This window comes from Pedobacter glucosidilyticus, assembly GCF_002483235.1.
GTDB classification, from domain to species: Bacteria; Bacteroidota; Bacteroidia; order Sphingobacteriales; family Sphingobacteriaceae; genus Pseudopedobacter; species Pseudopedobacter glucosidilyticum_B.
Map to the genome: position 1 here is coordinate 113,851 of NZ_DLHN01000020.1, position 23,445 is coordinate 137,295.

11 protein-coding genes are annotated in these 23,445 nt (G+C 34.7%); 9 read left to right on the forward strand and 2 right to left on the reverse strand.

Annotated features, from left to right (window positions below; genetic code table 11):
* Positions 1–218 precede the first annotated feature (218 nt).
* Positions 219–3,989, reverse strand: coding sequence for a T9SS type A sorting domain-containing protein (locus B2745_RS06470; RefSeq protein ID WP_304064434.1), 3,771 nt, complete (start codon positions 3,987–3,989; stop codon positions 219–221).
* Positions 3,990–4,034: 45 nt separating this feature from the next.
* Positions 4,035–6,002, reverse strand: a complete 1,968-nt coding sequence (locus B2745_RS06475) for a T9SS type A sorting domain-containing protein (RefSeq protein WP_304064435.1) — start codon at positions 6,000–6,002, stop codon at positions 4,035–4,037.
* A 328-nt stretch (positions 6,003–6,330) separates the two neighbouring features.
* Here B2745_RS06475 and B2745_RS06480 point away from each other — a divergent pair, with 328 nt between their 5' ends.
* From B2745_RS06480 to B2745_RS06520, 9 genes are all read left to right on the forward strand, one after another.
* Complete coding sequence (locus tag B2745_RS06480; protein ID WP_304064436.1) at positions 6,331–8,301, forward strand: glycoside hydrolase family 2 protein; 1,971 nt, start codon at positions 6,331–6,333, stop codon at positions 8,299–8,301.
* Positions 8,302–8,692: 391 nt separating this feature from the next.
* Entirely contained in the window at positions 8,693–11,890 is a 3,198-nt protein-coding gene (locus B2745_RS06485; protein WP_304064438.1) for a SusC/RagA family TonB-linked outer membrane protein, read from the forward strand.
* 4 nt (positions 11,891–11,894) lie between these two features.
* Complete coding sequence (locus B2745_RS06490; protein ID WP_304064440.1) at positions 11,895–13,397, forward strand: RagB/SusD family nutrient uptake outer membrane protein; 1,503 nt, start codon at positions 11,895–11,897, stop codon at positions 13,395–13,397.
* A gap of 11 nt (positions 13,398–13,408) precedes the next feature.
* Entirely contained in the window at positions 13,409–14,077 is a 669-nt protein-coding gene (locus tag B2745_RS06495; RefSeq protein ID WP_304064442.1) for a fasciclin domain-containing protein, read from the forward strand.
* A gap of 22 nt (positions 14,078–14,099) precedes the next feature.
* A complete protein-coding gene (locus B2745_RS06500) occupies positions 14,100–15,800 on the forward strand; it encodes a hypothetical protein (RefSeq protein ID WP_304064445.1) in 1,701 nt (566 codons plus the stop codon).
* A gap of 413 nt (positions 15,801–16,213) precedes the next feature.
* The gene (locus B2745_RS06505; RefSeq protein ID WP_304064447.1) at positions 16,214–16,792 is read left to right on the forward strand and encodes an RNA polymerase sigma-70 factor; all 579 of its coding nucleotides are present in this window, start codon (positions 16,214–16,216) and stop codon (positions 16,790–16,792) included.
* An 80-nt stretch (positions 16,793–16,872) separates the two neighbouring features.
* Entirely contained in the window at positions 16,873–17,871 is a 999-nt protein-coding gene (locus tag B2745_RS06510) for a FecR family protein (RefSeq protein WP_304064448.1), read from the forward strand.
* 128 nt (positions 17,872–17,999) lie between these two features.
* Positions 18,000–21,479, forward strand: a complete 3,480-nt coding sequence (locus B2745_RS06515; RefSeq protein ID WP_304064449.1) for a TonB-dependent receptor — start codon at positions 18,000–18,002, stop codon at positions 21,477–21,479.
* Positions 21,480–21,489: 10 nt separating this feature from the next.
* Complete coding sequence (locus B2745_RS06520) at positions 21,490–23,445, forward strand: RagB/SusD family nutrient uptake outer membrane protein (protein ID WP_304064450.1); 1,956 nt, start codon at positions 21,490–21,492, stop codon at positions 23,443–23,445.

Genomic DNA, 23,445 nt, shown 5'->3' on the forward strand with positions numbered 1-23,445 from the left:
TAATTAAATTTGAGAGTAGCGCTAAAATTAAATAGCAATTTGTAATAATCTAGTTTATATCAGTTTGGTATAAAAACAAATAAAGCCCTGTTTACCCTAATGAGAATTTTAAAAAAAGTGTAATAATTACATTTAAATTTTTTTGAGCTCATTTTTTAAAAGAAAAGGGTAGATGCAAATAGCACCTACCCTCTATCAGGATACCTAAATAAACCGAATTATTTTTTGATGATTTTTACTTGTCTGGTGATATTACCATTTGAAATACTTAGCAAGTAGATGCCAGACTCAAAACCATTACTCATATCCAGAGAATAGCCATTAATTAAGCTATCGGCACTTATACTTTGAGCTAATAACTGTTTTCCGGAAATAGAGAAAATTCTCAAATTAACCATTCCCGAATCAAATTCAGTGCTTTGTATAGATAAAACATTTTCTACAGGATTAGGATAAACTCTCAAGTCAGGCGCTTGTAAAATAAAGTTAGCATAAGTAATAGCCAGTTCTTTATAAGTTCCATCAACATCATACTGTACTAAACGGTAGTAATTCATTCCATTTAATGGTTTTGGATCAAAAGCTACATAACTGGCAGCTTCATTTTTAGCGTCTATGGTTAATAAATCACTAAAATCAAGACCATTTTGAGAGCGTTGTACTACGTAAACTTTATTGCTTGTTTCTGATAAAGTTCTCCAATGAAGCTTAATGCCATTAGAAAGTCCCTCGGCTGCAAAGCTTGCTAATGTTACAGGTAAAACATCCAGATTTTTATTCCCTAGAGCAAAATAAATACTGCTGGTGCTTAAAGTCCAATCACTACTGTTGGATGTGCTGATAACAGAAGATGCCGGAGCATTTACGTTTAAAGCCTGATAAGTACCATCTATACTTGTAGCATTTGCAATAACATCTATATCATTGCCACCATCATCTGTGCCATATAAAATGCTTACATTTTTGTAAGTTGCATTAGGTCCGCTGGTAATTCTAGTGACCCATCTTCTTTTTGATGATAAGCTGGTAACGCCAGTGCCCACAGTGCCGCCCTCAGCAGCAGTAATGTTTAAACCTACAAAAGTTGCTGGAGCACTTACCGCTTTCATATCGTTAAAAGTGATTCTTCTGTACTGTCCGCCAGAACCTATAGGGAAGTTTACAGCAGCAGTATTATCATTTCTAACTCTTAAAATAAGCGTTCCGCCTTCTATAAAGCTGGTAGCGCTACCTGCTGCTGGTAGATTATTACATGTAAGGGTATTGGTAGGACCAAGTTTGATAATCCCTCGGGTAAATACCAATGGAATACTTGCAGAAGTTAAAATGATATCATCATTTAAGATTAAACCGGCACTATTATCAATAGTTAAAGTATTGATAGTTTTAGAAGTAACGTTATTGGTGCTAATTAATGCTGATGGGATTTCTGAGCCCGCTATGGCCTGTACGCTTCCTCTGTAAGTAATGTTGATATTTGCTGTACCACCACGTACAACCTGATTTCCTAAAAGCTTAGCTGGGGCGGTAATTTCTACCGCAATGGTTGTGATACCACTAAACTGGTTAAGCGTGAGTGAGCTTTGATTATTTAGTTCGCCAGCAAGTAATCTCAAAGCTCTAATAATGCTCAGGGGGGTGCTAAGTGTTGCACCTGCTGGATTGTTTAAGGCCAAAGATTGTATATTTCCAAAACTTCCACCGCCACTTATTTCTTGTAAGCTTGTACCATTTAAGGTTAATGAATTTCCAGAACTCGGATTTTTAGAAAAATCTACATTACCGTTATTAACCAGATTTCCTCCTAGCAACACATTTTTACCAATATTATTGCTTAAGCCAAAGCTATTTAGCCTGCCTTGAGTGCCAATGGCTAAATTACCTTTAATTTTAAGTTCTTGTGCTAAATCAGAAAACTGTAAAGTACCTTCTATACTTAATTTAGCTATGTTAACTCCTCCAATGCTCTCTACATTTTGGGTTACCGTGTGCCCACTACTAATGGTTACTTCATCTGTTTCTAGAGGGATATTACCGTTAGCCCAAGTATTGGCATCTAACCAATTTCCACTCGCAATAGATACAACTTGTCTTGGTGGAACCGGGACACTAGAGTTAACAGTTAGTATAAGCTTTATTTCTCCGGCATTGTACTGAGTTGTGGCAGCTTGTGTAGCTGTAATTTCTGTAGTACCTATACCTGTTATAGTAACCTGATTACCATTTACAGTAGCTACATTAGTATTACTGCTGGTGTAAGTAAATGCACCATCGCTATTACTTGTGGGTGCAATAAGGTTAAAGGCAGCATCATTATCTAATTTAGTTAGATTAGCAAAGTTGGCCAATATAGGATCTTGTTTGCTGGTAGGGCTAAGAATGATAGCATCAAAACCTAAATCGTATTCTGTTGCAGCACTGTTTTTATCTGTTACATTAAATCTGAAATTATAGGTTGCTGGGTTAGCGCCAAAGGTAAAATTGCCTAGGTCTACCAATTCAAAAGAACCCGTAGGGCTATAACAGTCAATTTCTGTATTGATGGTTTGACTACCAATGCTTAACCTGAATTTTCCATAAGTAGGACCTTTTCTTATGATGGCTTTTACATTACATTCGCCAGTTTGGCTTACCCTTAAGGCATATTGTATCCAGTTGTTGGTAGCATTAGCTTCCAGTTTAGAGAGGTAAGAACCGCTGGCATCTCCTAATAAAACATCACCTTCTGTAGTAGTAGAACTTTTAGAAGTAACCTGTGCTTCCGCCTCATAAACATTTAGATACTCACCAATAGTTTTAGACATGATAGACTTATAATAAGTATAAGTGCCAGAGTAGGAGCCATTGGCTCTTCTAATACCAACACCCATACCTTCGCTCTCAGTAGCATTTCTATCTTCTGGAGTAATAGTTACACCAGAGCGCACACCGTTATCAAATATGGCCCAATGAACGATAAATCTTATTCCCGCTTTCAAAGCCATTTCGGTATTGCGTTGCATGATTTCCCTAGAAACACGGTCACTTGCAGCAGTAGAACCGTTTATATAACCCACAACATTAAGATATTCAAAGGTTCCGGTTTCACCTAGATAAAGATTATTTCTCCCAAATAGAGTAGAACTTGGGCATCTATCGGTGATATATTTGATTAAATCGTTAAAGTCATCTACCGTTGATGGTGTATTAGATTTCCAATTGGAGAAGGAATATAAATCCATATTCAGATAAGGAACAACCCTATCTATCATGGTAGGCCAAGTATAGGTTTGTCCTTTATTTACATGGTTAAATTCTGCAGCACCCAAAACGCTAACTCCTTGTTTGTTGGCAGCATTTCTGGCATCTGTAATAGCTCTTTGTCTGATTTGAAACCATTTGATAAAACCATTGATACGGGTGTTTTGTACAGTTACAGAGGGTAGGTTAGGCGATTCATTAACAAAGCCCAGCATGCCATCTCCCTCCCAATTGGATAGGATGAAAGTTTTTCCCGTATTTTCAAACGTATTACAAAGGTATGTGGTGAAGTTATAAATCTCTTGATAAAGTCTTGTTTCTTCTTCTGGGCTTATACCATCCTGAAAATAAGTGACATTACCATTATTGGTAAGCTCATTGGTAGTAAGTACATAAGTTTTAAATTGGGTTCTATTTAAAGCATCTTGAAAGTAGGGCGTTTGTGCCAAATCCGTAAGGGTAAAAGTATTAGTTGTAAGATTTGGCCAATTGGTACCCCAGTATCTTGGGTAAGCTACTGCGGTAGAGCGTCCCATAAAAAGTTTAATCACTTTGGTACCCATAGCTTCAATTTCATCTACACCCTCTTTCATGAAATCTTTACTAGGGTCAAAACGATATTTACCATTCATGTGGGTAATCCCAATAACATCAGCTAGGCTGGTATTTGCTGGGTAGGGAGATTGTCCATAACTTTTTACAGATACGAAAAGAAGAGAAAATAAAATACTGTAAATAATTGTTTTCATATTTTTAAGTTGTGCTATCATATCGTTTGCTGGATGATGGTCTTGCTAGTTTTTAATCACCTTTATCGCTTTAGAAAAATCTTTACTTTCTAGCTTTAGAACATACAAACCTTTTGTATATCCATGGCTCATATCTATAGGATAACCAGCTTTAACTTGTTCTTTACTCAATTTTTTTGACCATAAGTTTTGACCATAAGTATTAAAAAGATTTACCAAAATAAAATCATCTTCTAAGCTAGGTATAGATATATGAAGCGTCTGGATAACAGGATTAGGGTAGCAAGAAACTGAATTGTCTTGTAGACTTAGTTTTGCACTAGCATACTCAAGAATACGCGAAGTACCATTAAAATCAATCTGAATTAAACGGTAATAATTAGTTCCTGTATAAGGTTTAGTATCGTAGCTAACATAATCATATCCTGCGTATTTAGCATCTTGTTGAAAGATATCCTGAAAAGTAACACCATCTGAAGAGCGTTGTATGGTAAATGTTTTATTAGCAGTTTCAGATGCTGTTTTCCACGATAATTTTACTTCTTGGTTTTGAGTTGCTAAAGCATTAAAATAAAGTAAATCAACAGGTAAAGTGCCTGCAATACCTAAGGTAAAATAGTTATCAGTTGTACTTAAAGTCCAATCGCTACTGTTGGTAGCTGTAATGGTATTACTAACTAAACTAGTGTTGGCTAAAGCTTCATAAGCGCCTCCTAATGTTGTAGAAGTACCAATAGCGCTTACATTACTACCACCATCTGAATTACCAAAAGTGAAATTTATACTTTTATAGACAGCATTATAAACGGCATTTGCAGGTCCACTAGGTAATATCTTAACTAACCATCTTCTACTACTGGTGATACTATTTAAACCAGAACCCGCTGTACCACCTGTAGGTGTTCCTAAGCTAATGCTCACAAAAGTGGCGGGGCTACTTACTGATTTCAAATCACCGAAAGTTACCTTTCTGTATTCGCCTCCAGAACCTATGGGGAAGTTAACAAGCGAAGTATTATCGTTCCTAACTCTAATTGCAACAGTACCACCTTGTATAAAACTACTGGTACTACCCGCTGCTGGAAGATTATTGCAAGTAAGGGTTACTCCGTTTCCAAGATTTATGATACCATTAGTGAAAGTAAGGGGTGTACCATTTGAAGTGAGGATAACATCGTAGTTTAACAATAAACCAGCACTGTTATTAATAGTGATGCCATTTGCTGTTCTGGAAGTTAAATCATTAGTTGTCAAATAGGAAGTAGGTATTTCTGAACCTGCAACTGCCTGTACAGTGCCTCTATAAACGATATTAATGGCAGCTGTGCTGTTATTACCACGAGTAACCTGATTTCCTGTGAAGGCTGCCGGTGCTGTGATATCTATAGTAGCAGAGGTTAAACTAGCCAAAGAATGGTTAATAGTTACAGTACTTTGGTTATCTAAGGTGCCTGAGGTAAGTATTAAAGAGCGAGCTATAACAATAGGAGCATTTATAATAACACCATTACTGTTGTTAAGTTCAATAATTTGAAAGAAAGAACCAAAACTACCAGCACCACTAATACTTTGTTGTGTTGTACCATTTAAAGTGAGCGAAGGTGTTGCGGTATTAGTGAAATTTTTAGTAAAATCAGTAATTCCGTTATTTATAAAATTCCCACCTAAGTATAATCTTTTAGCTACATTATTAGTAGCCCCATAACTATTATAAATACCTGTAGCGCTAATGGTTAAGTTGCCTGCTACCCGCATTTCCTGAGCATTATTAGCAAAAATAATAGTACCATTAACGGTTAAACTAGCAACAGTTACACCACCTGTAAGACCGTTATCTTGTGTTACAGTGTGTCCTTGCGTAATCACAACATCATCCGCAGAAGTAGGTACTATGCCATTTTCCCAAGTTGCAGGAGCGGTCCAGTTTCCAGTAGCAACAGATACTCTTTGTGCTGCTTTTACAACCAGAGTAAAAAGTATAAATAGTAAAAAAGTGAGGTAAAGTTTTCTCATGTTTATTTTATTTAGTTGGTTAATTGGTTACGACTGATGGAAATTTTTGTCGACAACTAAAATATTCAAGAGAACAGGTTAAATAAATGGATTATAATGGCATAAGTATAGACTTTTATGCTGTAGGATGTGTAGTATAAAGAGGTTTATTAATAGGCAAATACTACTATTTCTTTCAAACAAAGTCGTAATAAGGTGAAATTTACTAGAATCTACTATTTCTAAAAGTTAAAAAATCCATTTAAATGCAATTTCTGTCTATTGAAACTAGCATTTGTTCATTTTAGATTTGGATGAACCACTGCTTATGAATTTTAAAAAGTATAAAATGCTTAAAAAAATATTCGTGTTTATTCCTTTGTTTTTAGGAGTAATGATATCAAAATCACAAGTTATTGAGGATGTATCATTTAATGGAAAATGGCAGTTTATTATCGATAAAAATACCGAGGCTGATCAACAAAATTATGCCTTAAAGTTTCCACAAACCAGTAAAGAGGTCATGGTTCCTCATACTTGGAATATTGAAGATGAACATCAGAATTATTATGGTAAAGCGTGGTATAAAAAAGACTTTGAAGCGCCAAAGGAATGGAAAAATAGTGTGGTCATGTTACATTTTGGCGCGGTATATCATGATGCTGTGGTTTACTTAAATGGGAAAAAAATTGGAGAACATTTACAATCAGGATATACTCCATTTGCCTTTGATTTAGCCAAGCATTTAAATTATGGTACTACAAACAGGCTTGTAGTAAGCGTAGATAATCGTTTTTCGGAAAACATGTTGCCTTTTGCCAAATCTTTTGATTGGGCAGCAGATGGTGGTATAACCAGAAGTGTAAAATTACATATCAGCGCAAAACCATCTATTAAATACGTACATATAACCCCTCAACTAAACCTTAGAGATAGTTCGGCATCAGCTTTTATCAATATCAATTTAAATGAGCATGAAATTAACAAGTTGGCAATAAAAGCAATTTGTGTAGAAAGAAAAACGGGTAAAGTGATGTTTAGCGAAGAAAAGGAGCTAAACAAAACGGGTAAAGGTTTTTCTTGGAGAGTTAACTTTAATAAAGTTACACCTTGGCATTTTGACAACCCAGCTTTGTATGATTTGAAAGTAACAACCTTAAGAAATGGTAAATCATCAGACGTTAAGGAAGTGCATTTTGGCTTTAGAGAAATTGATATAAAGCAAGGTAAGTGGTACTTAAATGGCGAGCAGGTGAGGTTACCCGGTATCGAATATATGCCGGGAAGTCATCCGGCGTATGGGATTGCAGAACCTCTGAATTTTATAGATTCTGTAGCCAGAAAGTTGAAAGATTTGAATGTAGTGATTACCCGTTTTCACTGGCAGCAAGATGAAGCATTCCTAAATAAGATGGATGAACTTGGCATTTTAGTGCAGGAGGAGCTTCCTTGGTGGCAAAAGCCTCAAAAATTAAGTCCACAACTTTTGCAACTAGCAAAATCTCAGCTTAATGAAATGATCAATGCGCATTACAATCATCCTTCAATTTTTGCATGGGGACTAAACAATGAAGTGGCTTCAACTTTAGAAGATAATAGCGCATTAAAAACCTATGCCCAACAATTAGATACTTCAAGGCTATTCACCGTAATTAGTGATAAGCTGGATAAAAGGTTAGCTACTGACCCATCTTTACATGGCGATTTACCAACATGGAATGAATATGTTGGAACTTGGAATGGTAAAGATAGAACTGATTTACCCAACAGATTTGATAAAATTAATCCTATTGTTAAAGATAAAGGTTTGCTGATTACAGAATACGGTTTATGCGAACCAGCATTTGCAGGAGGAGATTTAAGAAGAGTTGATGAAATGTTATATCACACCAAACTTTATCGTGAGAACCCCAATATTTTGGGCTTTATTTATTTCTGTCTGAGTGATTACCGTACGCAAATGGGCGAGGAGGGACTAGGAAAGTATAAAATAAGACGTCATGGTTTAACAGATATGTTTCTTAAGCCTAAACCTTCTTATCATGTATTTAAACAACTCTGTAGTCCAGTTGATATTATTAAAGTAGCTAAGAAAGATGAACACCATGCAGAAATAGAGATAGAAGCAAAACAGTCTATACCATCTTACACCTTGCGTAATTATCGTTTAAAGTATCTTGACATGAATGGAGAGATAAAAGAAATTTTAATAAAAGAATTAAAGCCCGGAGAGAAAATGACTGTAGTATTAGCACATATAAATAGCCAGTATGCTTTTGAAATCCTTAGACCAGATGGCTTTTTAGTGATTAAATACTAATCATATAAGTTTTTCTCATGACACCAATATGGACTAAGCAACTTCTTTCTTCATAAAAAATCTTTTTATTGTCCATATAATAATCTAATCCTACCTATCCTTAAAACTCCGTCTAAAAGACTTAAGCTAAAAAAGTCAAAAAGTCTATGGTTTTGCAATTTCTATCCATTCTTAAGAGGGTAAAGTCCAGATAAATTTGAAATCAAAAAAATAAGCTATTGCTTGTTTAAGACGATGAATAAAAATGAGCCTTAATGCTTTAAACAGGTCTCATATTTTTTTCAATAAACCTAAACCAATAAGTTTTTAAACTTAAGTATAAAGCTATTGTTAGACCAAGCCAATCTGCAGTAGCTAAAAATAAAGCTTAACCAAAGACCAAATTATAAGTATGAATTATTATTATTTAAAAAGATCAGGAAAACTACTCCTATTGCTTTTGTTGATTTATTTGCCAAATTATCTGTTGGCTCAAAATAATCAAGCAGCTACAGGTATAGAAGTAAGTGGAACCGTAAAAGATGAGAATGGAGAAGCTTTAATAGGAACTGTAGTTTCTATTAAAGGTAGTACAACGGCTACTACTACAGATGCTAACGGAAACTATAAAATAAAAGTTCCTAATGCTAAAACTGTACTTTCTTACTATATGCTAGGATTTCAGCGTATTGAAATCATGGTAGAAAATAAAAATAAAATAGATGTTGTTTTACGCGAGTTAACTACTGCTCTTAACGAAGTTGTGGTGGTGGGCTATGGCTCTACCAACAGAAGAGATTTATCCGGAGCTGTTGTTTCTGTACAGGCTGAGGATATTGAGCGAAGAATGCCTACCAATTTAGCAGAAGCTTTACAAGGTCAGGTTGCAGGTGTACAAATATCAACCGGATCCGGACAGCCAGGAGAAGGTGCATCTATCGTTATACGTGGTGCCTCTACCATTAATGATGGTGGTATTGGGCCATTATATGTAATAGATGGTGTTCAACAAACCAATGCAGACGCCATTAACCCTAATGATATAGAATCTATAGACATCTTAAAAGATGCAGCTTCTGCAGCTATTTATGGTGCTCGTTCTGCCAATGGTGTTATCATCATTACCACAAAACAAGGAAATAAAAAAGCACCAACCTTAGATGTTAGATACCTGCACTCTATGAATAATCTGGCTAATAGTTTACCTCAACTTAACTCCGCACAATATAGAATTTTGCAAAATAAGCAGATGGAGTATATTAATGGTGAAGGTAGAAACTTGGTTCCTGCTGCGGTAGTACAAGGTTTGGTAGCTCAGATGGCTGATAGTTTAAATTTTATTTTAAATAGTGATAATGATTATCAAGACGCTGTATTCGGAACAGCTAATAAAAACCAAATTGATGTGAATTTTGGCGGAGCCACAGATAATTTAAAATACTTCTTATCTACGGGTTATTTAAAAGAAAATGGTATCATGGAGAATACCTCTTTTGATCGTATCACAACCAGATTAAATGCTGATTATAATGCGACTAAAAAGTTAAACTTCTCTACCAGAATTAATTTTTCTTATGCAAAGAAGAAAGGCGCTGATGAGTCTAACTACCTCAATACCATGTTAGCTAGAAAGCCAAATTTATCTTTTTATTATCCAGATAATACTTTAATTGGGGTGTTGTGGGGCGGTAATCCACTAGCATTGCCAGCAGAAACCAACTTTACAGATACTTATGGCGGTACTTTTTATCAATCGGCAGAGTTTAAAATATCTCCTCACCTGAAAATCACCAGTACTTTAAATGCTAATTTATCTTTAGCTAAGTACAAGTTCATGCGCCCTAGTTTCTTATTTAGCGGAGGGCTTACCAATAGCGGTTCTTCTGTAGGTACTTTAAACTGGAATTGGATGAATGAAAACTATCTGAATTATAGCAGAACTTTTAATAAAGTGCATACCATAACTGGTCTTGCTGGTGTTAGTGCTCAAGGTTGGAGAACCGAGTCTGATAGATTTAGCGGACGTAATTCTGCCACAGATGCCATCTATACCATGAATGCCTTCTCTGCTAATTTCAATCTTGCTGCTACCAGAACAGAAGAATCTGTACATACCATGGCATCAGCATTTACCAGAATTGGTTATAACTACAAATCAAAGTATATTTTTAATGCTACCGTACGTGTTGATGGTTCTTCAAGATTTGCATCAAACAAAAAATATGGTTATTTCCCATCAGCATCTGCAGCATGGAGATTCTCTGACGAGTCTTTTATGAAGTTTGCTAAAAGTGTTTTAAATGATGCTAAAGTGAGAGTAAGTTATGGAGTTAACGGGAATGAAAGTATAGGTAATTATGATGCGATATTATCTTACAGTGTTGGAGGTATTTATGATGATGTATCCGGTATAACAGCTTCGCGTATAGCCGTTAACAATTTAGGATGGGAGCAAACTACACAATCAAATATTGCCCTTGATTTAAGTTTTTATAAAAACAGGTTTAACGTAACAGTAGATTATTACAATAAACAAACTGATGATTTACTTGCCAATTTTGAAATACCTAAAGAATGGGGTTTTGATGTTGTAAGAAGAAATATTGGTTCTATCTCTAATAAAGGTATTGAGATAGATGTTAGAGGCGATATAATCAAGAAAAAAACGTTTAGTTGGAACTTAGGACTTAACCTTACCAGAAATAATAACCAGATTTTATCTATTGCTAATGGCCAACCTTATTTGTTCCAAAATGTTTGGTGGATTTCACAAGGTGGGCGTATCGGTGATTTTTTTGGTTATGAACAATTAAATATCTTCCCATACGATCAATCCAACGCTTTTTCTAATGATTGGCAGCAATTAACACCAGTTTTCCAAAGAGATGCTACCGGAGAAATGATTAAAGATGCAGCTGGAAAATATGTATTGGATAGTTATACGCTAAATGGTGCTCCATATACCGGAAACGTAAATCAAAAGACTTTTACTGATGGTACTCCTTTTAGAGGTGGGGATGTGAATTGGTATGATAATCCTAATGATGCAAGTGGTAGAGGAATTATTAACGATAGCGATAGGAAAGTATTAGGTAATGCACAGCCAGATTTTGTTGGTGGTATTAATACTACTTTTAACTATAAGAGATTTGGATTATTTATTGGAAGCTATTTTTCTGTAGGAGGTCAAATTTATAATCAGGCAAGATACACACTTAACCAAATGAGTATGCCTTTCTTCTCTACAGTTCCAAGTATGGATTTTGCCAATAATTTTTGGATAAGACAAGGAGACGAGACTAAATATCCAAGACCCTATGCAGACCAATACCAGAATGATCGTAATGTGAATTCTATTTATTTAGAAGATGCTTCTTTTCTTAAAATCAGAAATATAAGATTAAGCTATTCATTACCTCCCAAAGTAACCACTAAACTTAAAATTAAGTCTTTAGGTATGTACGGATATGTAAATAATGCCTTCACTTTCACCAATTATTCTGGCTACGATCCTGAGTTTTCAAACTTTAGTGCACTTGCATTAGGTATGGATACCAATAGATATCCGCGTAAGCGTGAGTTTGGATTAGGCTTTAACTTAAATTTTTAATCACATGAATCATCAATATAAAACTGGCAATCCTAAACATATTTTGCTAAAGGCAATTGCAATTGTTTCTCTTTTTACTATTTCAGCTTGTAATAAATTTTTAGAGCCAGAGCCTATAAGTGAGGTTACAGCAGAAAATATGTGGCAAAACCAAAGAGATGTAAAAGCCGGAGTTGGAGAAATTTATTCTTCTTTTAGAGATGCACTCCGTTTAAACTTCTTTGACTGGGGCGAGCTACGCTCAGATAACTATGTATTAACAACAGAAGCCGCAAGTGATAGGGGGAGGCTAATCTCTAATCAATTAACAACTGATATGGGCTGTACCAATTGGGCTGGTTTATATAAAGTTATCAATAACGCAAATTTTGCTATCAAAAATATTCCAAATGCAAACTTGCCAAACACGATAGAAAAGAATGATTTTCTTGCTCAAGCCTATGCCATGAGGGCTTTATGCTATTTCTATGCGGTACGTGTTTGGGGTGCTGTACCTGTTTACCTAGAGCCTATTGATAATTTAGATAAAGGTCAATTTAAAGAGAGAACTGCTAAAGAAGAAGTTTTACGTGATGTTATTATGCCCGACTTAAAAAGAGCAGAAGAGTTAATAGATCCTGCCAATGTAGAGCGTAAACGTATTTCAAGATTTGGGATTTTGGCCATTCAAGCTGATGTTTCTATGTGGATGGAAGAGTACGAAGAAGCAGATAGAACTATAGATAAAGTAAGGTCTATTTTAGGCGCAACCAGCCAGCCTTTTACCAGGTTTGAGCCTAGCATGGAAGTATTGAAAAATACTTTCGTAACAGATTTGAATAATAAAACAGGCGATATGGGAGACCGCCTGAGAGATGAGTATGGAGCAGGTAACGAGTTGCTATTTGTGATACACTTTGATTTAAAAGAGCTAAACAACGTTGCACAGTATAGTATTATTCATAATTTGTTCCTTTCTGGTGTAATCTTATCACCAAAACTTACTGGTATTTTTACTGCTGCTGCAAATACTACACCTAGAGATAATAGGTTTGATAATTACTTAAAAGCATCAACTTTACCAGGTACTTATTTGGTAAATAAATATGTTAGAAACGGTGGAACCATTAGCTTTAATGCTTTCCCAGAATGTGAAGTAGCTTATCCGGTTTACCGCTATACAGATCTTGTTTTAATGCAAGCAGAAGCAAAAGCACATTTAGACAAATTTGCTGATGCACTTAACCTGTTATCTACTACAGTAAGAAGAAGAGCAGGTGTAGAATCTAGTACTAAAACACAAGTATCCTTTGCTTCCAGAGAAGACCTAGTTGATTATATTCTTGATGAACGTCAAAAAGAATTAGTTGGAGAGGGTAAGCGCTGGTTTGATCTGGTTAGAACAAAACGAGTGGTTAAAGTTATGGGCCCTATAAATGGTATTACCAATGAGTCTCAGGCGTTATTCCCAATAAGTTATATCCACATCAATCAGAATCCAAATATTAAACAAAATACGGGTTATTAAATCTGAAAAATATGAATAAGATAATTGATTTACACTTTAATATGCGCTCTAGAATATTTAGCATACTGATGTTTTGCCTATTGATGATAGGAACATCTTGCCTTCAGAAAGATTATGATTATGAAGGAGAACCTCTAGATCCTAATATCAACATGACTGCTTGGGAATACATGCAGAGCAGACCAGATGTATTTTCTAGAATGACAGAAGCTGTTGAATATGCAGAAATGCGTGATTTTTATACCCAAACTGATAGAAAATATACCTACTTGTTTTTAAATAACAGAGCTATGGAAAATTTTCTAGCTAAATACGGAGCTGGAGACTTTATAGGAGTTGATGTTGAAAAGGTAAGAAAATTACTGCTTTATCACATTATCGTAGGAGAGTACCATGCTTACAATAAAAAGTTACCTATAGAACCCATTTATGTAAAAACCTTACTAGAAGGTGAGGACGGTCTCTTGACAATCATGGTAGAAAAATCTGCGCAGGCAACAGCCGTTTTTCAAGATCAAATTGTTAACGGTAATATTATCATTAATAGGTTAAACAGTAATTATGCAAGCCAAAGTATAAACTCGGTAACTACCAATATTTTGGCCAGTAATGGTCCTATTCATGTTTACAGAAACTACGCGTTTTTCAAGAGAAATGCAGCTTATGTAACAGCATATTAATCATTTAAATAAATATAAAGTGATGAAAATAATAAAATATTCAGCTTATACGCTTATCATCTTTCTACTCAGCATTGTTGCATGTAAAAAAGGAAGCACCATTGATATTGGAGATACAGAGCCACCAGTTGTAGAACTGATGATAGAAGAATTAAAGCCAGATTTAAATGTAGCAGATAATATTCCATTAATTGGAGTTGTATTCTCAGATTTAGGATTAAAATCGATAGATCTTAAAATCGTGAAGATGAACGATACTGTTGAGGATTATAAAAGTATAAGTACTTTTTATGATGACAAGCAATATTCTATAAAAGAACTACCTCTTTGGCAAGAAGATTTTAAATTCTTTCAAATCATTGCTACAGATATAGCTGGCAGAGTAACAGAAATTAAAGTGCCAATTTCAACAATTCCTTACAAAGCACCACCTGTTATTACTTTTGAATTACCAGAAATTGTATTTGATGAAGAAGATCCAAATGCGGTTATGCCTGTAACAAATTTCACAGTTAAAGGCGCTGGTAGATTAAACAGAATAGAAGTGAATTTATATAATAATAAATCCGCAACTCCTATAACTCCAGTTTCGCTTGCTACTCCTTTACCTATTAATCAAGATTCAAGTTATACCTTTTCGCAAACCATTACCTACAAAGACGGAGATTTTGCATTACAAGTTAAAGTTGTTGATGAATACAATAAAGAAAAAATAGAGACCTTACCAATCAGATACAAAGCTGTACCTCCTCCGGTAATAACGCTAACCGGTCCGTCAGAAATAGATGCAGATGTAAACCAAGTTGTTAATGTAGGGTTCAGGTTAAGTTCTAGAATTGGTATTGTAAGTTATAGAGCATTTAAACTAAAACAATCTACAGCAGTAGGAGCTACCACTCTTGTAACAGTTGGTAACGAGCTGGAAGTAAGCGATACTTACACAACCACTCTTGGAGATAATGTTAGTGCCATAAGAATTATTGCCACAGACAGGTTTAATAGAACATCAGAATTAGATATACCTACCAATGTTGGTTTTGAAGTACGTACATTTACCTTAGGTAGCGATTTTTATAATAGAGGAATAATTGAGGAACCTGATGTATTACCATTTTATTCTATTGGTTTAAATAGATCTATGACTATCGGAGAGGCCTTCTCTCAGATTAAGAATATAGACATGTATGTATTATGGTTTACCGGAACAGCAGCTTACACTGGTGATACAGGATTCCGCTTAATGGGGCCTAGAAATACCGCTGCGTTGGCTGCTAATGAGGCATATTATGTAGGTGGAACTTACACTTGGAATAATACATCCTATACTTTCCCATCTATGGTGCCGGCAAGTAACTGGCCAAACCGTAATCAAACCACCATGTTGAAAATTGGTCCTTCCACCAATCAGGCAACCGTAGCGCCATTTAATACCGATAATGTTACCATTGCAGATTTAAAAGCTTACAATGCAAATCTTATTACTGGAGACAGGATGCCGTTTTTGTTAGAAGGTGACAACTGCTTATTAAGATTAGATCCTGCATCTGCTGGTGTAAGTGCTATAGGCTCTACTACGGGCGTAACACAAAAAATATGTATTTTAAAAGTTGAAAAAATTCAACGTGAAACACGTCCTGTTACAACCTTTACAAACCCTTGGCCAACTTCACCATTTATAGGTAAAATAGCCAAGGTGACATTTAAACTAAAAATACCTAAATAAGAAAAATCAATTTTTATTAATACGGGTATATATAATCAACTTTGAGTTTGTTCTTTCTACAAACTCAAAGTTGATTTTTACTTTTATATACAAACTGATAGTATAAGCTTATATATACTTTAATGTTACTTTTACTGTTTTATACCGCTCTTAAAAGAGCATCTGTTGTTCTTGCAATCCATAAACGATAGTTGTAAATATCAATTACTTTTCATTTTAAAGATAAATTATATTATTTTTAGTCTTCTTAAATAATAGCCAATTTATATTTAAAGCTTAATTCTTATTTAATTTAAAGAATACAAGGAATTGTTAATATTATCTTTTAATTTTAAAAGAACATATATATTTTGTACGAGCATATTATAAGTGTTTTTTTGACATTTATTTATGTATGGTTAATGGTAATTTCTATGACTGAAGAAAAAAGTAATACTGGAATTCTGGATAAAAGAAAGTTCAAAGAAATTTTTAATGAAAACTATCAATCCTTATTCTTTTTAAGTCGTAACTATCTAGACGATGAAGATGAGGCGAAAGGAGTTGTTCAGGAAGCTTTTGTGAAATTGTGGGATATAAGAGATGATTTAAAAGAAGATACTAATCATCGTAATTTTTTATTTAAAATGGTTAAGAATAATTGTTTAAATATCCTGAAACGAAGACAATTATTACTTAAACATCACGAAAAAATAAAATCATTAGAACTCCATTATCAATATGAGAGTTTAAATAAAATTGGGTTTGATTATTTACAGGTAAAAGAGTTAAAAGAAAAAATAGACCAGTCTATTAAAAACTTACCAGAGCATTGTAGAATTGTTTTTGAGCTGAGTAGATTTGAGCAATTGAAGAATAGGGAAATTGCAGAACGATTAGGGGTTTCACAGAAAACTGTAGAAGCACATCTTACCAAATCTTTAAAGATACTACGTTCAGATTTAAAAGAATATTTACCATTAATTATTTTTTTGGCCAGGTTGGTTCGATAAAGACAAAATATCAACTTTTTTCATTTTTCTTTCTTTTCTCATTAGGGTAAATCCATCTTTATTTGTTTACTTAACAAACCATGAATAAGTTGGACGGAAATCTATTATCAAAAATCATTACAGGAGAAGCTAGCCCTGCTGAAAAGGAAGAGTTTTACAATACTTTACAAAACAGTCAAGAGGCGGAGACTGATTTTTATGAGACTAAAAGTCTATGGCTGAAAATGGGTAGTCAGTACCAAACAGAAAATGTTGATGCAGCATTTGAGGAAACATGGCGTTTGATACAAAGAAACAATAAGCCTACTATTTTTCAAATGGTAAGAAGAAGCCTTAAATATGCTGCTATTTTCTTTACAATCCTTTCCTTAGGTGTCGTATTAGGATATCTACTTGTAAAAAACACGATTAATTATCCGGATCAGGGAATTCATAAATTCAGTTCTTTAAAAGGAAGTTTAAGTACCATTGAACTTCCTGATGGTACAAAAGTTTGGTTAAACGCTGGGACAGAACTAACTTATAAAGAAGATTTAGAGAATAAGCAAAGGTTAGCTGAATTAAAGGGAGAAGCCTATTTTGAAGTAAAACATCGTGAAGATTTTCCTTTGTTAGTAAAAGTTGGAAAAGTTACCGTGAGAGATTTAGGTACTACTTTCAATATAAAAGCCTATTCTTCTGAATCTGTTGTTACTTCTTTAATTGAAGGTAAAGCAGATATTCTTTCAGAAAAAGGTAACATTCTTACAGCTTTAAGTCCAGGACAAACAGCCACTTATTCTCATAAGACAGGTAGAATTGTACTCAGTTCTTTAAACGAATCTACAGTTAATGCTTGGCGTAATCAGAAATTTGTTCTTACAGATGAAAGACTGGAAGATATTTTCAAAGAATTAAGCATTTGGTATGATGTGGAGTTCGAGTTTGAAGATGAGAAAATTAAAGATGCTCGTTATTCTTTAAGTGTAAAAAAAGAAACTTCTTTAGTTAAAGTTTTAGAAATGTTACGTTTAACCACAAGCTTTAATTACGAAATACAAAACAAGGTTGGCCAACCTGATAAAATCACCATTTATTAAAATCTAATATTCATTAAATATGACATAAAATAAGAATGTAAAGTTGATTTGTTTGAGAAAAGGGGAGGTTTCTCAAAATCAATAAAAGGCATTTCTAATGCCTATTATTAACCTACTAAACCTAAATTATGAATAAAAGTAAAATACTTCAGATTAATCAAAAATCTGGATCAGGGAAGTTTCTTGCTATAATAAAAATAGCAATCTTGCTGATTATCCATTCCACCATAGTATTTGCCTCAGATACCTTGGCAAAAGATATTAAGTTCAATATCAAAGTTCATAATGCTACGCTTATTAAAGTTTTAAGCGAAGTAGAAAAAGCTACTGATTATGGCTTTTTGATAAAAACAGACCAATTAAACTTAAATAAAAAATACTCTTTAGATTTAAAAAATGTTGATATAGAACAGGTTTTGAACAAAGTTTTGGATAGAACCTTGTTTACTTATACCATCATTGATAATAATATTGTTATTAGCAAAGTATTACCTGCAAACCTTAATAAACCTGTTATAAAATCAATAAATATAAAAGGTAAGGTGTTAGATGATACAGGTTTACCCTTACCCGGAGTATCTGTATTGGTAAAAGGTACAACCAATGCTACACTTACAGATGCAAATGGAAATTACAGCATTAATAATGTTGCGGAAGATGCCGTACTAAGATTTTCATTTTTAGGGATGACCACCCAAGAAATTCCTGTCGAAGGAAAATCTACAATTAACGTTACTTTAAAGCAAGAATCTATAGCGGCAGAAGAAGTTGTAGTAGTTGCTTATGGCACACAAAAAAAAGAAACTTTAACAGGCTCTATATCTACATTAAAGGGAACAGAAATTTTAAATACCAGATCACCAAACTTAATTCAGAATGTTCAGGGAAAAATTTCGGGCGTACAAATCAGACAAAGCAGCAGTCAACCAGGTGGTGGTCAGACTTCTATCAACATACGTGGTTTTGGTACGCCTTTAATTGTTATAGATGGAGTTATCAGAGATGGTGTTGGAGAGTTTGAAAGATTAGATCCAAACGATATCGAAAGTATCTCTGTATTAAAGGATGGAGCAGCTGCAATTTATGGTATTGGAGCATCTAACGGCGTAATATTAGTTACCACTAAAAAAGGTAGTACTGGTCCGGTTAAGGTTTCTTATTCTAATAATTTGGGTTTTTCTTCACCTACAAGTATTCCAAAAGCAGTTAACTCAGCAGATTGGGTTGATCTTAGGAACGAATTGGGTGCTAATATTTGGTTAGGACCAACCAATACCCGTGAAGAGACACAAAAATATAAAGATGGTATAGAGCCTGGCTACGAAAGCGTTGATTGGTATAATGAAACGATGAAAGGCAGTGCTACTCAGCAACAGCATAATTTATCACTCAGAGGAGGAGGCGAGACTGCTAAATATTTCATCAGTGCGGGCTATACCAAAGACAATGGACTTGTTAGAGAAAATCCTCTAAATTTTCAGCAATTTAATTTTAGAGCTAATAGCGATATTAAACTAGCAAAGTCTCTTGATTTAAATGTTAATATTTTTGGCCGACGAGACCTTAACAACCAGATAGCCGGAGGTTTTACCAGCATTTTATCCGGTGTTTATGGTGCAGTACCCTATCAAAAGCCTTACATCAATGATGATCCTAATTTTCCGGCAGCCATTGTGGCAGGTACAACTAATCCAGTTGCACTTATACGCCCTGATTTAACTGGTTATAACACTACCAGAACAAATTTATTAAGATCTTCTTTATCACTTAATTATAAAATACCGGGTATCAAAGGGCTAGAAGCTAGGGTCTTTGGAGCTTATGACTTGAACAATTCTTCTAATAAATTTTTATCAAGACAAATAAAATTATACCGCCTTGATCCTGTAACTCAGGAAACCGTACAGGCAACTACCTATTCAAATGATGCTATATCCTTTAATGTGCCTAGTTCTCAAAGGTTAAACTTACAAAGTCAATTAAATTATAAAGTATCTATTAATAATAAGCATAATATCTCTAGTATGTTTTTGCATGAATTGAGAACTATAGATTCTCAGTCGATATTTGCGAGAAGAGATATAGATTTTTTTACTGTTGATGTATTATCACAAGGAAGTTTAATTAACCAAACCAATGATGGAGACGAGCTTCAACAACGTTATGAGTCTTTTATAGGAAGATTTAATTATGATTTTAAGCAAAAATATCTGGCAGAATTTGTTTTTAGACAAGATGGATCTTTCAGATATGGTCCTAACCAAAGATGGGGTTTTTTCCCTGGGGTAATGCTTGCTTGGAGAGTTTCTGAAGAAGGCTTCATCAAAAATAATTTAACCTTTTTACAAAATATGAAACTAAGAGTTTCTTATGGAGAAACAGGAGAAGATGTTGGACAGCCATTTCAATACGTAGCGGGTTACCAAACAGGCTCTAATTTCGGTTATGAATTTGTAGACGGTGTTTATAAAACCTTGGTGCAATCGCCATTATTGGTCAATAACAACTTATCATGGTCTCGTTCCAAAATATTAAATGCAGGTATAGATTTAGAAATGTTTAAAAATGGCTTGTTTGGACTTACATTTGATGTTTACCGCAGAAACAGAGGAGGTTTGTTAGCCACCAGAGCCGGATCTTTACCTAATACTTTTGGAGCTTCTCTACCTCAAGAAAATCTTAATTCAGATAGGGTTCAAGGTTTTGATTTTACCATCAACCACAGAAATAAGATAGGAGATTTCTCTTACGCTATCAGTGCAAACATGAATATCTCTCAGTCTATGAACCTTTATAGAGAGCAAAACCCTTTTCAGTCTAGTTATTCTAAATGGAAAAACGATCAATCATATCGGAACAAGAACATCATTTGGGGCTATGATGTGATAGGAAGGTTTCAGAACTGGGAAGAAATTAGAAACTACCCGGTTTATATGGACGGAACAACAGGAAATGTTAGCCAACTCCCAGGAGATCCGATTTACCGCGATGTTAATGGTGATGGGTTAATTACTACAGATGATATGTTACCTATGTTTCGTGGAGGTCAAATACTAGCCAGTGGATCATCTAGTCCAGATTACAGTTCTGGCCAACCCCCAGTTCAATATGGCTTTAATTTAAGTGGAGCTTATAAAGGTTTTGACTTTAACGTATTGGTGCAAGGGGCAGCTAATTATACCATAAGTTTAGGTAACGAGTGGCAAACACCTTTGTTTTCTGACAGGAATGCTCCTGAATATTTAATGGATAGATGGCGTTTAGCTGATTATTATGATAAAGATAGCGAGTGGGTACCCGGATATTTTCCGGCAACAAGAAGACCTTTAGATGCACCTACCATCAGGCTTACAAATAATATTTATAGAAGAAACGCTTCTTATGTAAGATTAAAAAACGTAGAAATTGGATATACGATACCTAAACAAATTTTAAACAGAGTTAAAATAGATAATTTAAGAGTGCATGTGAATGCTACAAATATTTATACCAGAACAGATAGAATTCTTAGGTTATTTGATCCCGAAAGAGGTGAAGGAGAATTTGGTGCAAACTATGCTTACCCTCTAATAAAATCAATTAATCTTGGTTTAAACGTTACTTTTTAATGATATAGATATGAAAAAATTAAATATTATATATTTAGCAATCTTGACCATGCTGGTAAGTGCATGTGGTAAAGATTTTCTGGATGCAAAAGTTACCAATAAAGTTTCTGCTGATGCTTTATATGGCGATGAGGAAGGGATATTAGCTTATTTAGCTTCTATTTATCAACAATTACCTATTGAAGATTTCAACTATAAACCCAGAGCTGATTTTGGTTTTAATACTTATGCAGCAGGTAGCCATGGAGGAGAGTATTTTCATGTTGCTACTCCTGATGCTGTTGCTTCAAGAGGGTTCCACATCATGTATGGAAAGGGAGGTGCACAAGCACCTTATTGGGTAGAAGCTTATAGACTAATAAGAGATATTAATTTACTAGAAGAGGCAATTCCTAGTATCAAAGCATCTGTATTGTCTAATGCAAGAAAGCAATCTTTAATTGGTGAGGCTGCCTTTTGTAGAGCCTACACTTATTTTGCGTTAGCTAAAAGATATGGAGGTGTACCTATTCTTACTAAAACACAAGATTTTAGTGGGAACATAGAAGACTTAAAACTTACCAGAGCAACAGAGAAAGAAACCTATGATTTTATATTAGCGCAATGTGATACAGCTGCAAAATACCTCATACCAGCAGAAGAAAGAAGAGCAACCAAAGCAGCAGCCTGGGCATTAAAATCAAGAGTTGCTTTATATGCAGCTTCTATTACAAAATATCCTGTTAACAATGGTTCCTCAGAGGCTTATAGACAAAAGTTAGTAGACGGTATGCCTTCTACAGCAGTAGCCAATGATTATTATACTAAATGTATAGAAGCATCTTTACAAATCATTAATCCTAATGCAGATATAGGTCCTACAGGCCATGGTTTATATATGCCAAATCCTGCTTCGCCTGCAGAGGCAGCTGCAAATTATCAAGGGCTATTTGAAAATGCACAAAGAGCCAGAGTTGAAGCTATTTTTATTAAGGGATATACACTTCCTGGAGTAGGTACTGGTCACAATTGGGATCTCTTAATGTGTACACCACAAGTAAGTAATGGTTATAACGATGGAGGAACAGTAAATCCTACTTTAGATCTTATCGATTTATACGAAACCTATACCTCAAACGGAGCTAGCGTACCTATCAATACCAGAAACGATAACAGCTTGCTATATGCCTCACCAACTGCAAACAGCCAAACACAATACAGACATTTTAATGATCCTCAAGATATTTTTGCAGGTAAAGATGCCAGAATGTTTGCAACAATTATTACCCCTAGTTCTATTTGGAAGAATACAAAAATTATTTCTCAGGCAGGATTAGTTAGGCCAAACGGTACATTTATTTACAGACAAGATGGTAGCGCTATAAAAGATGGTACAACTTATTATTCTTACGGAGCAAGTAGTCCTACCTCTTATTCTGGGTTTAATATTAACTCCAGATATTCTTTAACAGGTTTTTTTGTGAAAAAATATGTTGTTGAAAATAATAATCCATTACCTGTTTCTGGCTCTTGTACTCAGGATTTTATTGAAATGCGTTATGCAGAAGTACTATTGAATTTTGCAGAGGCTGTTATTGAAAGTGGTTATACGGCTAATAATGCACAGGCCCTAGCTACCAAAGCTGTAAATATTATCAGAAAAAGAGCAGGTCATACCTATGAAATCCCAAGTGTTACATTAGAACAAGTATTACGCGAGAGAAGAGTAGAGTTTGGTATGGAGAACTCCTACACACTTTGGGATTTGATTAGAAGAAGACAGTATCATGTTATTTATAATTCATTTAAGCATAAGGTTTTATGCCCTGTGTTAGACTTAACCACAACACCGGTTTCCTATTTCTTCGTGAGAGATATCAGCAATAAAGTTTCTGGTACCATGACATGGGGTTCAGGTGGCGATATTCGTGATTATTATCTTGCAATTCCTGGAACTGGTGCTAACGGATTGATACCTAATAACTAA

Excerpts from the sequence above, each read along its gene's own strand:
- B2745_RS06470 (WP_304064434.1), bottom strand. The coding sequence starts at position 3,989 with ATGAAAACAATTATTTACAGTATTTTATTTTCTCTTCTTTTCGTATCT.
- B2745_RS06475 (WP_304064435.1), bottom strand. The coding sequence starts at position 6,002 with ATGAGAAAACTTTACCTCACTTTTTTACTATTTATACTTTTTACTCTG.
- B2745_RS06480 (WP_304064436.1), top strand. The coding sequence starts at position 6,331 with ATGCTTAAAAAAATATTCGTGTTTATTCCTTTGTTTTTAGGAGTAATG.
- B2745_RS06485 (WP_304064438.1), top strand. The coding sequence starts at position 8,693 with ATGAATTATTATTATTTAAAAAGATCAGGAAAACTACTCCTATTGCTT.
- B2745_RS06490 (WP_304064440.1), top strand. The coding sequence starts at position 11,895 with ATGAATCATCAATATAAAACTGGCAATCCTAAACATATTTTGCTAAAG.
- B2745_RS06495 (WP_304064442.1), top strand. The coding sequence starts at position 13,409 with ATGAATAAGATAATTGATTTACACTTTAATATGCGCTCTAGAATATTT.
- B2745_RS06500 (WP_304064445.1), top strand. The coding sequence starts at position 14,100 with ATGAAAATAATAAAATATTCAGCTTATACGCTTATCATCTTTCTACTC.
- B2745_RS06505 (WP_304064447.1), top strand. The coding sequence starts at position 16,214 with ATGACTGAAGAAAAAAGTAATACTGGAATTCTGGATAAAAGAAAGTTC.
- B2745_RS06510 (WP_304064448.1), top strand. The coding sequence starts at position 16,873 with ATGAATAAGTTGGACGGAAATCTATTATCAAAAATCATTACAGGAGAA.
- B2745_RS06515 (WP_304064449.1), top strand. The coding sequence starts at position 18,000 with ATGAATAAAAGTAAAATACTTCAGATTAATCAAAAATCTGGATCAGGG.
- B2745_RS06520 (WP_304064450.1), top strand. The coding sequence starts at position 21,490 with ATGAAAAAATTAAATATTATATATTTAGCAATCTTGACCATGCTGGTA.